The sequence below is a fragment of the Agromyces mangrovi genome, from assembly GCF_030296695.1.
Lineage (GTDB): Bacteria > Actinomycetota > Actinomycetes > Actinomycetales > Microbacteriaceae > Agromyces > Agromyces mangrovi.
The window spans coordinates 3,039,252-3,053,060 of the sequence record NZ_AP027737.1 but is presented as its reverse complement, the minus strand read 5'-3'; the positions used below and the strand labels follow the sequence as shown (position 1 = coordinate 3,053,060).

General features: G+C 71.6%; 11 protein-coding genes and 1 pseudogene. 6 read left to right on the top strand and 6 right to left on the bottom strand.

All coding sequences use genetic code 11. From position 1 onward, the window contains the following. Positions 1-38 precede the first annotated feature (38 nt). Positions 39-1,034 (top strand): ketopantoate reductase family protein, encoded by a 996-nt coding sequence (locus QUE38_RS14515; RefSeq protein WP_286308979.1) that lies wholly within the window; start codon positions 39-41, stop codon positions 1,032-1,034. Beyond that, the gene (locus QUE38_RS14510) at positions 1,027-1,905 is read left to right on the top strand and encodes an HhH-GPD family protein (protein ID WP_286308978.1); all 879 of its coding nucleotides are present in this window, start codon (positions 1,027-1,029) and stop codon (positions 1,903-1,905) included. The genes QUE38_RS14515 and QUE38_RS14510 overlap by 8 nt, the downstream gene beginning before the upstream one ends. 7 nt (positions 1,906-1,912) lie before the next feature. On the opposite strand, the gene rbfA is transcribed toward QUE38_RS14510, so the two are convergent. From rbfA to nusA, 4 genes and pseudogenes are all read right to left on the bottom strand, one after another. After that, positions 1,913-2,347, bottom strand: a complete 435-nt coding sequence (gene rbfA, locus QUE38_RS14505) for a 30S ribosome-binding factor RbfA (RefSeq protein ID WP_286308977.1) — start codon at positions 2,345-2,347, stop codon at positions 1,913-1,915. Between the two features lie 54 nt (positions 2,348-2,401). After that, positions 2,402-5,175, bottom strand: a pseudogene (infB, locus tag QUE38_RS14500) (translation initiation factor IF-2). 87 nt (positions 5,176-5,262) lie between these two features. Next, positions 5,263-5,508, bottom strand: a complete 246-nt coding sequence (locus QUE38_RS14495) for a YlxR family protein (protein ID WP_286308975.1) — start codon at positions 5,506-5,508, stop codon at positions 5,263-5,265. A gap of 27 nt (positions 5,509-5,535) precedes the next feature. Then, positions 5,536-6,537, bottom strand: coding sequence for a transcription termination factor NusA (nusA, locus tag QUE38_RS14490; protein WP_286308973.1), 1,002 nt, complete (start codon positions 6,535-6,537; stop codon positions 5,536-5,538). Positions 6,538-6,657: 120 nt separating this feature from the next. On the opposite strand from nusA, the gene QUE38_RS14485 reads away from it, so the two are divergent. Then, on the top strand, positions 6,658-8,166 hold the full coding sequence (locus QUE38_RS14485) for an alanine/glycine:cation symporter family protein (protein WP_286308971.1): 1,509 nt from the start codon (positions 6,658-6,660) through the stop codon (positions 8,164-8,166). Between the two features lie 21 nt (positions 8,167-8,187). Here QUE38_RS14485 and QUE38_RS14480 read toward each other — a convergent pair whose 3' ends face one another. Next, entirely contained in the window at positions 8,188-8,727 is a 540-nt protein-coding gene (locus QUE38_RS14480; RefSeq protein WP_286308970.1) for a hypothetical protein, read from the bottom strand. 154 nt (positions 8,728-8,881) lie between these two features. On the opposite strand from QUE38_RS14480, the gene QUE38_RS14475 reads away from it, so the two are divergent. After that, complete coding sequence (locus QUE38_RS14475) at positions 8,882-9,691, top strand: DUF1206 domain-containing protein (protein WP_286308969.1); 810 nt, start codon at positions 8,882-8,884, stop codon at positions 9,689-9,691. A gap of 21 nt (positions 9,692-9,712) precedes the next feature. Here the strand turns inward: QUE38_RS14475 and QUE38_RS14470 are convergent, their stop codons facing one another. Further along, a complete protein-coding gene (locus QUE38_RS14470) occupies positions 9,713-11,479 on the bottom strand; it encodes a proline--tRNA ligase (RefSeq protein WP_286308968.1) in 1,767 nt (588 codons plus the stop codon). A gap of 141 nt (positions 11,480-11,620) precedes the next feature. Between QUE38_RS14470 and QUE38_RS14465 the strand changes: the two genes are divergently transcribed. Both QUE38_RS14465 and QUE38_RS14460 read left to right on the top strand, forming a co-directional pair. Next, positions 11,621-12,316 carry a GntR family transcriptional regulator gene (locus QUE38_RS14465; protein ID WP_286308967.1) on the top strand — a complete coding sequence of 232 codons (696 nt, stop codon included), beginning with the start codon at positions 11,621-11,623 and terminating at the stop codon, positions 12,314-12,316. Then, a complete protein-coding gene (locus tag QUE38_RS14460; RefSeq protein WP_286308966.1) occupies positions 12,313-13,809 on the top strand; it encodes an MmgE/PrpD family protein in 1,497 nt (498 codons plus the stop codon). The genes QUE38_RS14465 and QUE38_RS14460 overlap by 4 nt, the downstream gene beginning before the upstream one ends.

Sequence of the window (13,809 nt, the reverse complement as noted above, 5' to 3'; positions counted from 1 at the left end):
GGGCCGCGCCGGGTCGCACGGCACGTAGGCTGTCGCGGGTGAGGATCGGGATCGTCGGGGCGGGCGCGCTCGGCGGCGCGTTCGCGGCGCTGCTCGCCCGTGCGGGCCACGACGTCGAGGTGACGGCGCGGGGCGCGGGGCTCGAGGCGATCGCACGCGACGGCATCCGGCTGAGCGGCGGCTACGGCGAGGCGCACGTGCGCGTCGCGGCATCCGACCGCCTCTCGCAGCGACCCGACCTCGCGCTCGTCTGCACCAAGGCGCAGGATGCCCGGCAGGCGATCGCCGACAACCGCGACGCGCTCGACGGCACGGTCGTCGTGATCGTGCAGAACGGGCTCGAGGGCGTCGCGACCGCGCGCGAGCTGCTGCCCGCGGCCGACTGCCACGGCATGCTCTCGATCATCGCCGCGAACTACACCGAACCCGGGCACGTGCGCATCACCACCACCGCGGCGAGCTACCTCGGCCGCGGTTCCGGGCCCGCCGACGACGACTCGCGTCGCGTCGCCGCGCTGCTCTCGGACGCGGCGCCCGTCGTCGCGATCGACGGCTTCGAGGGCGCCCAGTGGACCAAGCTCGTGGTCAACATGCTGAACGCGCTGCCCGCGATCACCGGGCTCAGCGTGCAGGAGGTCATCGCCGACCGCCGGCTGCGACGGGTGCTCACCGCGTCGATGCGCGAGACCGTGCGCGTCGGCATCGCGAACGGCGTGCGGTTCGGCGCGCTCCAGGGGCTCGGCGACCGGCGGCTGCGCCTCTTCGCACGCCTGCCGCTCGCGCTCGGGCAGGTGCTCCCGCGGGGCATGGGCGCGCGCATGGGGCCGGTGCCGAACCTCGGTTCGACGCTGCAGAGCATCCGTCGCGGGCAGCGCACCGAGGTCGACTACCTGAACGGCACGGTGGTGCGGCGAGCGGATGCCGCTGGGGTGCCCGCGCCCGTGAACCGCACGCTCACCGCGCTGGTGCACCGCGTCGAGGAGACGGGCGCGCACGTGCCGGTCGACGAGGTGCTCGAGGCGTTCGATGCCTGAGGCGGTCGCGCTGGCGCCCGCCGTCGTGGCCTGGTTCGCGCGGAACGCGCGCGACCTGCCGTGGCGACGGCCCGACTGCACGCCCTGGGGCGTGCTCGTGAGCGAGTTCATGCTGCAGCAGACGCAGGTCTCGCGCGTCGTGCCCGCGTTCGAGGCGTGGATGCGGCGCTGGCCGACGCCCGCGGCCCTCGCCGCGGAGCCCGCGTCGGAAGCGGTGCGCGCCTGGGGCGGGCTGGGCTACCCGCGGCGCGCGATGTGGCTGCACCGCGCCGCCGTCGAGATCGTCGAGCGCCACGACGGCGACGTGCCCGCAGACGTCGACGCACTGCTCGCGCTGCAGGGAATCGGGCCGTACACCGCGCGAGCCGTCGCGGCGTTCGCGTTCGGGCTGCGCGAGCCCGTGGTCGACACGAACACGCGGCGCGTGATCGCGCGGGCGGTGCGCGGCAATGGCGAGGCGGGCCCGCCCGACGCCCGAGCGGACCTGGCGGCCATGGCGGAACTGCTCCCGCACGAGGCATCCGATGCCCGGTCGTTCAACGCCGGGATGATGGAGCTCGGCGCGGTCGTATGCACCGCGCGGGCGCCCGCCTGCGACGACTGCCCGATCGCGGCGCGCTGCGCGTGGCGCGCCGCCGGCTCCCCCGCGTACGACGGGCCGCGCCGGCGCACGCAGGCGCGGTTCGAGGGTTCCGACCGGCAGGTGCGCGGCATCGTCATGCGCGAGCTGCGCGCGGCGCACCGCCCGGTGACGCGCGACGAGCTCGCGCCGTCATGGACGGATGCCGCGCAGCTCGCCCGCGCAATCGACTCGCTCGTCGCCGACGGGCTCGCCGGAGAGGGCCCCGAGGGGCTCTCGCTCCCGGAGTGAGCCGCGACTACTCCTCGTCGGCCTCGCGCGGCTTCACGTACGGGTCGGACTCGCCGGCGTACTGCGCGGTGCTCGCGGTCTTCGAGGTCTCCGCGTCGCGCTCGCGCGCCTCGCGGAGCAGCTCCTCGATGTGCTGGGCGTTCTCGGGGATCGCGTCGAGGATGAACTCGAGGCTCGGCGTGAGCCGCGCCGTGATGTTGCGTCCGACCTCGGTGCGGAGCATCCCGGTCGCCGCCTTCAGGGCCGCCGCCGAGTCCGCGCGCTCCTCGTCGGTGCCGTACACCGTGTAGAACACGCTCGCGTGCTGCAGGTCGCCCGTCACCTTGACGTCGGTGATCGTGACGAACCCGAGGCGGGGGTCGCGGATGCCCTTGTCGAGCCGTCGCGCGACGATCTCCTTGATGCGGTCGGCCATCTTCCTGGCCCGTGCCGGATCAGCCATGCTGTCCCCTTCCGAGAACGTCCGGGGCGGCGAGCGCCGCCCCGGACGGGATACCTAGACCCGCGGCTTCTCGCGAAGCTCGGTCGTCTCGATCTCGTCGCCGACCTGGATGTCGTTGAACTTGCCGAGGCCGATACCGCACTCGAAGTCCGTGCGGACCTCGGTGACGTCGTCCTTGAACCGGCGCAGCGACTCGATCGCGAGGCCGTCGGCGATGACCACGCCGTCGCGGATGACCCGCGCCTTGGCGTTGCGCGTGATGGTGCCCGAGCGCACGATCGAACCGGCGATGTTGCCGAACTTCGAGGAGCGGAACACCTCGCGGATCTCGGCGACACCCGACTGGACCTCCTCGAACTCGGGCTTGAGCATGCCCTTGAGCGAGTTCTCGATGTCGTCGATCGCGTTGTAGATGACGTTGTAGAAGCGCACGTCGACGCCCTCGCGGGCGGCGCGCTCGCGCGCCTTCACGTCGGGCCGGACGTTGAACCCGATCACGATCGCGTTGTCGATCGTGGCCAGGTCGATGTCCGACTCGGTGACGGCACCCACACCGCGGTGGAGGATGCGCAGCTGCACCGAGTCGTCGACCTCGATCTTCATGAGGGACTCCTCGAGCGCCTCGACGGCACCCGACACGTCGCCCTTGATGATGAGGTTGAGCGCCTCGACCTTGCCCTCCTCGAGCGCACGCGTGAAGTCCTCGAGCGAGATGCGCTTGCGGGCCTTCGCCAGCTGCGCGTTGCGCTCGGCGGCCTCGCGCTTCTCGGCGATCTGACGCGCGGTGCGGTCGTCGCCGGTCACGAGGAAGGTGTCGCCCGCGCGCGGCACGGTCGACAGGCCCTGCACCTGCACGGGGCGCGACGGCGTGGCCTCGGCGACGGCGTCGCCGTTCTCGTCGACCATCGCACGCACACGGCCATAGGCCGTGCCGGCGACGATCGCGTCACCGACGTGCAGGGTGCCCGACTGGATGAGCACGGTCGCGACCGCACCGCGGCCCTTGTCGAGCTTGGCCTCGATCGCGACACCGCGCGCGTCCTTGTCGGGGTTCGCGCGCAGGTCGAGCCCCGCGTCGGCGGTGAGCAGCACCGCGTCGAGCAGGTCGTTGATGCCGATGTCCTCGCGGGCCGACACGTCGACGAACATGACGTCGCCGCCGTACTCCTCGGCCACGAGGCCGAACTCGGTCAGCTGCTGGCGCACCTTCTGCGGGTTCGCGTCGGGCTTGTCGATCTTGTTCACCGCGACCACGATCGGCACGTCGGCCGCCTGGGCGTGGTTCAGCGCCTCCACCGTCTGCGGCATGATGCCGTCGTCGGCGGCGACCACGAGGATCGCGATGTCGGTCACCTGCGCACCACGGGCACGCATGGCGGTGAACGCCTCGTGACCCGGGGTGTCGATGAAGGTGATCGCTCGGTCCTTGCCCTCGTGCTCGGTGTGCACCTGGTACGCACCGATGTGCTGGGTGATGCCGCCGGCCTCGCCCGCCACCACGTTGGCGTTTCGGATCGCGTCGAGCAGTCGCGTCTTACCGTGGTCGACGTGACCCATGACGGTCACGACCGGCGGACGCCACTCGAGGTCCTCGTCGGACTCGTCCTCGAGCTCCTGCTCGAGGTCGATGTCGAAGCCCTCGAGGAGCTCCTTGTCCTCGTCCTCGGGCGAGACGATCTGGATCTTGTAGCCGAGCTCCTCGCCGAGCACCTCGAAGGTGGCCTCGTCGAGCGACTCGGTCGCCGTCGCCATCTCGCCGAGGTGGAAGAGCACGGTCACCAGGTTGCCGGGGCTCGCGTCGATCTTGTCCGCGAAGTCGGAGATGGATGCGCCGCGGCGCAGCCGGATGACGGTGTTGCCGTCGCCGCGCGGGACCTGCACGCCGCCGATCGACGGCGCCTCCCGCATCTCGAATTCCTGCCGCTTCGTCCGCTTCGACTTGCGCGAACGGCTCTTGCCGCCGCCGCGACCGAACGCACCCGCCGTGCCGCCGCCGGGGCCGCGACCACGGCCGCCGCCTCCGCCGGGACGCGGGCCGAACCCACCGGGACGCCCGGGCGCGCCGGTGAAGCCGCCGGGACGCTGACCGCCGCCGGGACCGCCCTGACGACCGCCGGCGCCACCGGGACGACCGCCGCCGCCGGGACGCTGGCCCGCCGGACGGGGCGCGCCGGGGCGCGGGATCGAGGGCCGCGGGATGTTGCCCGGGGTCGGGCGCTGGCCCATGCCCTGCGAGCTCGAGTAGGGGTTGTTGCCGGGGCGCGGCTGGGCCGGGCGCTTGCCCATGCCCTGCGACGAGGCGAACGGGTTGTTGCCGGGGCGAGGGGTGCCGCCCGGACGCGCCGCGGAGCCGCCGGGCTTGGGCGCACCGGGCTTGGGGGCGCCGCCGGGCTTCGGGGCGCCGCCGGGCTTGGCGGCATCCGCTGGCGGCTTCGCGGCGGCCTCGTCAGCCGCGGGCTTCGCGGCGGCCTCGGCGCGGGCCTGGCGCTCGGCGACCGACATCGGCTGGTCGGCGGGCGCGGGCGCGTCGGCCGTGGGCTCCGCCTTCGGCTCGGCCTTGGGGGCGGGCTTCGGGCCGGGCTTGGCGGCACCGGGCTTCGCGGCACCGGGCTTGGGTGCCGTCTTCGACGCCGCGGCGCCGTTTCCTGCGGAGCCGGCCGACGACGCGGCATCCGCCAGCGCAGCCTTCAGGCGACGCGCGACGGGGGCTCGACGCTGGACGAGGGTCCCTTGACGTACTCGCCCATCTCCTTGAGCTTCTCGAGCGCGACCTTGCTGTCGACGCCGAGCTCGCTCGCGATCTCGTGTACACGGGGCTTGGCAGCCACATTTCTCCTGTTCCGGGTCTGCGCCCGGACAGGGGCAGACCATACCTAGCGGACGGGTCTCATTTCGAGCCGTTCATCGGTTGTCCATCAGCCGTTCAGCCTGTTCTCTAAGTCGTTCGTGTCCAGTTCGCCGGTCACGCGCAACGCCCGCCCGAAGGCACGGCGGCGCAGTGCGAGCCGGAGGCACTCACGGTCCGGATGCAGCCACGCACCACGCCCGGGCAGGCTCGCAGCGGTATCCACCACGACCTGGGATTCTCGGACGACGACCCTCAGAAGCGAGGAACGTCCGGCGCGCGAACGGCATCCGATGCACGTTCTGACCGGATCCATCCTACACCTCGGCGAGCGGGCTCCGACTCACGCCCCGGCTCCGGCCTGCGAGTCCGGCTGGATGTCGATCTTCGCGCCGGTGAGCTTCGCGGCCAGGCGGGCGTTCTGCCCCTCCTTGCCGATGGCGAGCGAGAGCTGGTAGTCGGGCACCAGCGCGCGCACGGCGCGGAGCTCGGGGTCGATCACGACCGTCTTCGACACCTTCGCCGGCGACAGCGCGCTCGCGACGAACGACGCGAGGTCGTCGGAGTAGTCGACGATGTCGATCTTCTCGTTGTTGAGCTCTGCGGTCACCGAGCGCACCCGCTGGCCGAGCTCGCCGATGCACGCGCCCTTCGCGTTCACGCCCGGCTGCGTCGCGCGCACCGCGATCTTGGTGCGGTGGCCGGCCTCCCGCGCGAGCGAGACGATCTCGACCACGCCCGACGCGATCTCGGGCACCTCGAGCGCGAACAGCTTGCGCACGAGGGCCGGGTGCGTGCGCGACACGGTGATCGACGGCCCCTTGAGGCCCTTCGTCACGCTCGTGACGTAGACGCGGATGCGCGAGCCGTGCCGGTACTCCTCGCCCGGCACCTGCTCCTCGGGCGGCAGGATCGCCTCGACCGTGCCGAGGTCGATGTGGATCATGCGCGGGTTCGGACCCTGCTGGATGATGCCGGCGACGATGTCGCCCTCCCGGCCGCGGAACTCGCCGAGCACCGCGTCGTCGGCGATGTCGCGCAGGCGCTGGTTGATGGTCTGCTTCGCGGCGAACGCGGCGATGCGGCCGAAGTCGCTCGGGCTGTCGACGACCTCGCCGATGACGTTGCCGTCCTCGTCGTGCTCGGGCACGTAGACGGTCACGTGTCCGGTCTTCCGGTCGAGCTCGACGCGGGCACCCGTCGGGTTGGCGTGCCCGTGCTGGCCGGGATTGGTGTGCTTGAGGTACGCCATGAGGATGGCCTGCTCGATGATCCGGACGAGCTCGTCGAAGGGGATCTCCTTCTCGCGCTCCATCATTCTCAGGACGCTGAGGTCGATGTCCACAGCCGGCCTCCTCTATTCAACTCTCACGCCGTCGCCCCACCGCTCGACGGGCCAGAAGACTACGGTACCGGATGCCACGGGGTCTGGTGGCCGCGGCGCATGCACCGCCATACTGTGGCGATGGACGCGATCAACGAATTCGTCCTCTTCTCGGGGGATCTGCTCTGGACCTGGCTCGTGCTGCCGCTGGTGGTGCTGCTCGGCCTCTACTTCACGGTGCGCAGCGGGGTGGTGCAGTTCCGGCTCATCCCGGAGATGTTCCGCACGCTCACCGACAAGACGCCGCGCGACGCGAACGGCGAACCGCAGTCCGTGTCGGCCTTCCAGGCGTTCACCGTGTCGGCCGCCTCGCGCGTGGGAGTGGGCAACATCGCGGGCGTCGGCACCGCGATCGCGATCGGCGGACCGGGCGCGGTGTTCTGGATGTGGCTCATGGCGTTCGTCGGCGGCGCGAGCGCGTTCGTCGAGTCGACCCTCGGCCAGCTCTACAAGGTGCGCGACGCCGACGGGTTCCGCGGCGGCCCCGCGTACTACATGGAGAAGGGGCTGAAGGCGCGGTGGATGGGCATCATCTTCGCCATCACGCTCATCATCTGCTTCCCGTTCGTGTTCTCCGCACTCCAGGCGAACACCATCAGCGCCACCGTGGCGACCACGGTCGCCGGCGAGGAGGCGCCGTGGTGGATCGCATGGATCGTCGGCGGGATCGTCGCCCTGCTGACGGCACTCGTCGTCTTCGGGGGCATCCGTCGCATCGCCAGCGTCACCCAGGCGGTCGTGCCGCTCATGGCGCTCGTCTACCTGCTGGTCGGCCTCGTCGTCGTCGCGCTGAACATCGGTGAGCTGCCGGCCGTCTTCGCGTCGATCTTCACCGAGGCGTTCGGGTTCAACGAGGTGGTCGGCGCGACGCTCGGCATGATCATCCTGACCGGCGTGCGGCGCGGCATGTTCTCCAACGAGGCGGGCCTCGGCTCCGCGCCGAACGCGGGCGCGAGCGCCGCGGTCACGCACCCGGTGAAGCAGGGACTCGTGCAGACGCTCGGCGTCTACTTCGACACGTTCCTCATCTGCTCGATCACCGCGTTCATCATCCTCGTCTCGAGCCCCGACCTCGCGAACGCCGAGCGCGGCATCGGCCTCACCCAGGGCGCGATCACCGGGAGCCTCGGCACCTGGGCGGGTGTGCTGCTCAGCGTCGTGATCTTCCTGCTCGCGTTCAGCTCGATCCTCGGCAACTACTACTACGGCGAGGCGAACATCGACTTCATCACGACGCACCGGGGCGTGCTGACCGGGTTCCGGATCGTGGTGGTGGCGGCGATCTTCGTCGGCTCGATCGCCTCGAGCGATGTCGTCTGGAACACGGCCGACTCGGTGATGGGCCTCATGGCGCTCGTGAACCTGATCGCGATCGGCCTGCTGTCGGGCGTCGCCTTCCGATTGCTCCGCGACTACACGAGGCAACGACGCGAGGGGCGGAACCCCGTCTTCACGCGTGCACTCGTGCCCGACCTCGACGGCATCGAGTGCTGGGAGGACGAGCTCTCGGTCACCGGCCCGATCGACATCGACACGAAGCAGCACGAGGCCGAGAAGCACCGCGACCACCTGCATCGCCAGGAGGACTGAGCGGGCGGATGCGACGCGGGCTCAGCGCTCGTAGACCATGACCGCGACCATGGGCGGCGGGTGCGGGCCCGGCTGCATCTGGAGCTGCACGGCGTACGTGTCGTCGAGGAACTGCCAGTAGTGGCCGTCCCCGCCGCCGGGCGTTCCCTCCTCGTCGAGCGGGACGATCTCGGCGTACGCCTCCGCGAGCTGCTCGGCCTGCTCGGGCTCGTCGGTCTCGATGATCAGGTCCCAGACGCCGTCGCCCGCGAGCGACGAGACGACCACGCCCTCCGGGAGCGGGAACTCGGCCGGGAAGTCCGCAGCGACGCCGTCGATCTCCTCGACGCCCTCGCCGAGTTCGCCGTCGTCGAAACCGTACACGGCGATGAAGGCCTCCTCCCAGACGGACGTCTCCGTGCCGGAGTCGGCGACCTCGGCCGTCGCATCGTCTGCGACCTCGGCGGTGCCGTCCGTCGCGCCCCCGGCGGTGCATCCGGCGCCGACGAGGACGATGACCACTGCGACGCCGGCGAGACCTGCGCGTCGCGCGGACCCGTTGTGCCTGCGTGTGATGAACATGGGTGCCTCCGACCCTCGATATCTGGATGTCTCGAGGCTCTCGCGCGCCGATATCCGCTCGGTATCCGGGCCGTCGGGTCGCCTGGGTGATGGCACGTCGGGACGCCCGCGTCAAGCCCGAGTGGCCGACACGTGTCGTCGCTACTGTGACGGGATGAACATCGATTCCCCCAAGGACGCCGCGCGCACCGCGGAGCGCTCGCAGACGTTCCGGATCCTCGCCCGAACGGGCTACGTCGTGCTCGGCATCATCCACGTCATCATCGGCGCGATCGCCATCTCGGTGGCGACCGGCAACGGCGGCGGGGAGGCCGAGGAGTCGGGCGCCCTCGAGCAGATCGCGAAGACCCCGTTCGGCGGCGTGCTGCTCTGGGGCATCGCGATCGGCCTGTTCGCGCTCGCGATCTGGTCGGTCGCCGAGGCCCTCCTCGCGCGGGGGAAGGACGAGAAGGAGAAGTGGGGCGAGCGCCTGAAGGAGGGCGGCAAGGCCGTCACCTACCTCGCGGTGGGCGCCACTGCGATCGTGTTCGCCCTCGGCGGCAGCAGCGACTCGTCGGAGTCGAGCCAGGGGCTCGCGGCGACGCTCATCCAGGCGCCCGGCGGTGTCTTCGTGCTCGCGTTGATCGGGCTGGTCGTGCTCGGCATCGGCGCCGGGTTCGTCTGGCGGGGCGTGCGAGTCTCGTTCACCGAGAGCCTGAACGTCCCCTCGGGCGCCGTCGGTTCGGCGCTCGTCGCGCTCGGCGTCGCCGGCTACGTCGCCAAGGGCATCGGCGTCGCGATCGTCGGCGTGCTGTTCGTGGTCGCCGCGTTCACGCTCGACCCCGAGCAGGCGGGCGGGCTCGACGCTGCGCTGAAGAGCCTGCTGGAACTGCCGTTCGGCGTCGTGCTGCTGTGGGCGATCGGCATCGGGATCATCGCGTACGGCGCGTACTCCGTCGCGCGCGCGAAGTACGCCCGGCTCTGAGCCGGGCCGCGGCGGCCCGCGTCAGGCGCGGACGGCCGCGACGACCTCCGCCAGCGGCACCGTCGTGCGCTCCCCCGAGGCGCGGTCCCACACCTCGACCTCGCCGTCGGCGACGCCGCGGCCCACGATCACGATCCGCGGCACGCCGATGAGCTCGGCGTCGGCGAACTTCACCCCGGGCGACAGCTTCGGGCGGTCGTCGAACAGCACGTCGCATCCGCTCGCCTCGAGGTCTGCGACCACGCCCTCGGCGGCCTCGAAGACCGCCGGGTCCTTGCCGGTCGCGACGACGTGCACGTCGAACGGCGCGATCGACGCGGGCCAGGCGAGGCCCTTCTCGTCGTTGTGCTCCTCGGCGATGATCGCGAGGATGCGGGTCACGCCGATGCCGTACGAGCCCATCGTGACGGTCACGAGCTTGCCGTTCTCGTCGAGCACCTTGAGGCCGAGCGCCTCGGCGTACTTGCGGCCGAGCTGGAAGACGTGGCCGATCTCCATGCCGCGCGCGAGGTGCACGGGCCCGGAGCCGTCGGGTGCGGGGTCGCCCTCGCGCACGGAGGCGGCCTCGATGGTGCCGTCGGCGGTGAAGTCGCGACCGGCGACGAGGCCGAACACGTGCTTCTCGTCGACGTTCGCGCCCGTGATCCACTCGGTGCCGTCGACCACGCGGGGGTCGAGCAGGTAGCGGATGCCGGTGGCCGACTCCGCGCCAAGCACGGCGCCGTCGGGCGACCAGGGGCCGATGTACCCCTTCACCAGGCCGGGGTGCGCGGCGAAGTCGGCCTCGGTCGCGGGCTCGACCTCGGCCGGCGCGAACGCCACCTCGACGCGCTTGTCGTCGACGTCGCGGTCGCCGGGCAGGCCGATGATCACGAGCTCGCGCGAGCCGTCGGGGTGCACGAGCGCGAGCACGACGTTCTTGAGCGTGTCCGCCGCGGTCCAGTCACGGCCGTCGGGCCGCGGGTACTCGGCGTTCGCGAGGTCGACGAGCGTCGCGATGGTCGGCGTGTTCGGCGAGTCGAGCACGACCGCGTCGGGCAGGCCCTCGATCGGCAGCGCGTCGGGCACGACCGTGGTGAACGCCTCGACGTTGGCGGCGTACCCGGCGCCGGAGCGCACGAACGTGTCCTCGCCGACGGGCGTCGGGTGCAGGAACTCCTCGCTGCGCGAGCCACCCATCGCACCGGCATCCGCCTGCACGATCACGTACTCGAGGCCCAGGCGCGCGAAGATGCGCTCGTACGCGTCGCGCTGCGCCTGGTAGCTGGCGTCGAGTCCCGCATCGGTGTGGTCGAACGAGTACGCGTCCTTCATGGTGAACTCGCGCCCGCGCAGGAGGCCGGCGCGCGGACGGGCCTCGTCGCGGTACTTGTCCTGGATCTGGTAGATCGCCAGCGGGAGGTCCTTGTACGACGAGTAGAGGTCCTTCACCGTGAGCGTGAAGACCTCCTCGTGCGTGGGCGCGAGCAGGTAGTCGGCGCCCTTGCGGTCCTGCAGGCGGAAGATGCCGTCGCCGTAGTCCTCCCAGCGGCCGGTCGCCTCGTAGGGCTCCTTCGGCAGCAGGGCCGGGAAGTGCACCTCGTGCGCACCGGCGGCGGCCATCTCCTCGCGGATGATGCGCTCGACCTTCTCCTTGACCTTCAGGCCCAGCGGGAGCCACGCGAACACCCCCGGTGCCTGGCGGCGGATGTAGCCGGCGCGCACGAGCAGCTTGTGGCTCGTGACCTCGGCGTCGGAGGGGTCTTCGCGGAGCGTGCGGAGGAAGTAGTTCGTCAGGCGTACGGGCACCCGAACAGTCTAGAGGCGGGCGACGGATGCCTCTGAAGGCGCCGCATCGCTGCTGTTGTGTATACATTTGGTGTCCGATCTGTCGATTCTCTGGCGCTTTCTCGGAGCATCGATTAGCTTGTGTATACACAGGAGGCCACGATGACCACGACAGGACGCGCGAGCGACCGGGCGTACGAGACGCTCCGGGCCGAGATCATCGCGTGGGAGCTCCCGCCCGGCAGCGTGCTGGCCGAGGTCGAGCAGGCCGCCAGGCTCGGCGTCTCGCGCACGCCGCTGCGCGAGGCGCTCTCGAGACTCGCCGCCGACGGACTCGTCGCCCCGCACGGCGGGCGCGGCGTCGTCGTGACCGACCTGTCGGCCGACGACGTGCGCGAGCTGTTCGAGGTGCGCCGCGCACTCGAGGAGCAGGCCGCGCGCCTGGCCGCGCGCCGCGCCGACCCCGAGCCGTTCCGGGCGCTCGCCGCCGAGTTCGCGGAGGTCCGCGACCTGCTCGAGCACGACGACCCGCTGCGGCATCGCTACTTCGACCTCGTCGGCCGGTTCGACGCGGCGCTCGACGCGGCCATGGCCAACGGATACCTCGCGGCCGCGCTCCGCCCGGTGCGCACCCACCTCGCCCGCGTGCGCCGGATGGCCCGCTTCGACGCCGCCCGCCTCCTCGAGGCCGCGCGCGAGCACCAGGCCATCGCACTCGCGATCGCCGACCGCGAGCCCGAGCTCGCCGCCCACGCGACGCACCTGCACCTGCACCACGCCCTCCAGGGCATCCTCGACCACCTCGCCGGCGACGCCGGCACGCATGAGAACCCGCAACGAACGGAGCACATCGCATGATCGACCTCGAGGTCCGCACCTACCGCAGCGACGAGCTGCTGCCGCGCGAGGAGCAGCTCGCCTGGCGCATCGCCCAGATCGCCGCAGACCCCGTGGCCGTCGACGACGACGTCACCGAGATGATCATCAACCGCGTGATCGACAACGCGTCGGTCGCCGTCGCCTCGCTCGGCCGCGCACCGGTCGTCGCGGCACGCGGGCAGGCCCAGGTGCATCCGTACTCCCCCGGCTCCACCGTGTTCGGCGTCGCCGGTCGCTACAGCCCCGAGTGGGCGGCGTACGCGAACGGCGTCGCCGTGCGCGAGCTCGACTACCACGACACGTTCCTCGCGGCCGAGTACTCGCACCCGGGCGACAACATCCCGCCGATCCTCGCGGTCGCCCAGCACGCCGGGCGCGACGGCGCGGCCCTCGTGCGCGGCATCGCCACGGGCTACGAGGTGCAGGTCGACCTGGTGAAGGCGATCTCGCTGCACCAGCACAAGATCGACCACGTCGCCCACCTCGGGCCGTCGGCCGCCGCCGGCATCGGCACGCTGCTCGGCCTCGACCCGACCGTGATCTTCCAGGCCATCGGCCAGGCGCTGCACACGACCACCGCCACCCGCCAGTCCCGCAAGGGCGAGATCTCCACCTGGAAGGCCTCCGCCCCCGCGTTCGCCGGGAAGATGGCGATCGAGGCCGTCGACCGCGCGATCCGCGGCCAGACCAGCCCCTCCCCGATCTGGGAGGGCGAGGACGGCGTGATCGCCTGGCTGCTCGATGGACCCGACGGCCGCTACACGGTGCCGCTGCCCGGTCCCGGCGAGTCCAAGCGGGCCATCCTCGACTCGTACACCAAGGAGCACTCCGCTGAGTACCAGGCGCAGGCGCTCATCGACCTCGGGCGGCGCATCGGCACGGAGCATCCGGAACTGCGCGACCCGGCCGCGGTCGAGTCGATCCTCATCGCGACCAGCCACCACACGCACTACGTGATCGGCTCGGGCGCGAACGACCCCCAGAAGTACGACCCCACGGCGTCGCGCGAGACGCTCGACCACTCGATCCCGTACATCTTCACGGTCGCGCTGCAGGACGGCTCCTGGCATCACGTCGACTCGTACGCCCCCGAGCGGGCGCAGCGTCCCGACACCGTGGAGCTCTGGCGCAAGGTCACGACCGTCGAGGACCCGGAGTGGACCCGCCGCTACCACTCGCTCGACATCTCGGAGAAGGCGTTCGGCGGCCGGGTGGAGATCACCCTCGCCGACGGCCGCCGCATCGTCGAGGAGATCGCCGTGGCCGACGCGCACCCGCTCGGCGCCCGCCCGTTCGGCCGCGAGCAGTACGTGCAGAAATTCCGCACCCTCGCCGACGGCGTGCTCTCGGCCGCCGAGGTCGACCGCTTCCTCGACCTCGCGGTGCGCCTGCCGGAGCTCACCCCGGGCGAGCTCGGCGACCTGAACCCCATCGCCGACTCGCTCCCCGCGGCGCCGAAGGGGCTCTTCTGA

Excerpts from the sequence above, each read along its gene's own strand:
- rbfA (WP_286308977.1), bottom strand. The coding sequence starts at position 2,347 with ATGGCTGATCCGGCACGGGCCAGGAAGATGGCCGACCGCATCAAGGAG.
- QUE38_RS14460 (WP_286308966.1), top strand. The coding sequence starts at position 12,313 with ATGATCGACCTCGAGGTCCGCACCTACCGCAGCGACGAGCTGCTGCCG.
- QUE38_RS14480 (WP_286308970.1), bottom strand. The coding sequence starts at position 8,727 with ATGTTCATCACACGCAGGCACAACGGGTCCGCGCGACGCGCAGGTCTC.
- QUE38_RS14475 (WP_286308969.1), top strand. The coding sequence starts at position 8,882 with ATGAACATCGATTCCCCCAAGGACGCCGCGCGCACCGCGGAGCGCTCG.
- QUE38_RS14510 (WP_286308978.1), top strand. The coding sequence starts at position 1,027 with ATGCCTGAGGCGGTCGCGCTGGCGCCCGCCGTCGTGGCCTGGTTCGCG.
- QUE38_RS14495 (WP_286308975.1), bottom strand. The coding sequence starts at position 5,508 with ATGGATCCGGTCAGAACGTGCATCGGATGCCGTTCGCGCGCCGGACGT.
- QUE38_RS14485 (WP_286308971.1), top strand. The coding sequence starts at position 6,658 with ATGGACGCGATCAACGAATTCGTCCTCTTCTCGGGGGATCTGCTCTGG.
- QUE38_RS14465 (WP_286308967.1), top strand. The coding sequence starts at position 11,621 with ATGACCACGACAGGACGCGCGAGCGACCGGGCGTACGAGACGCTCCGG.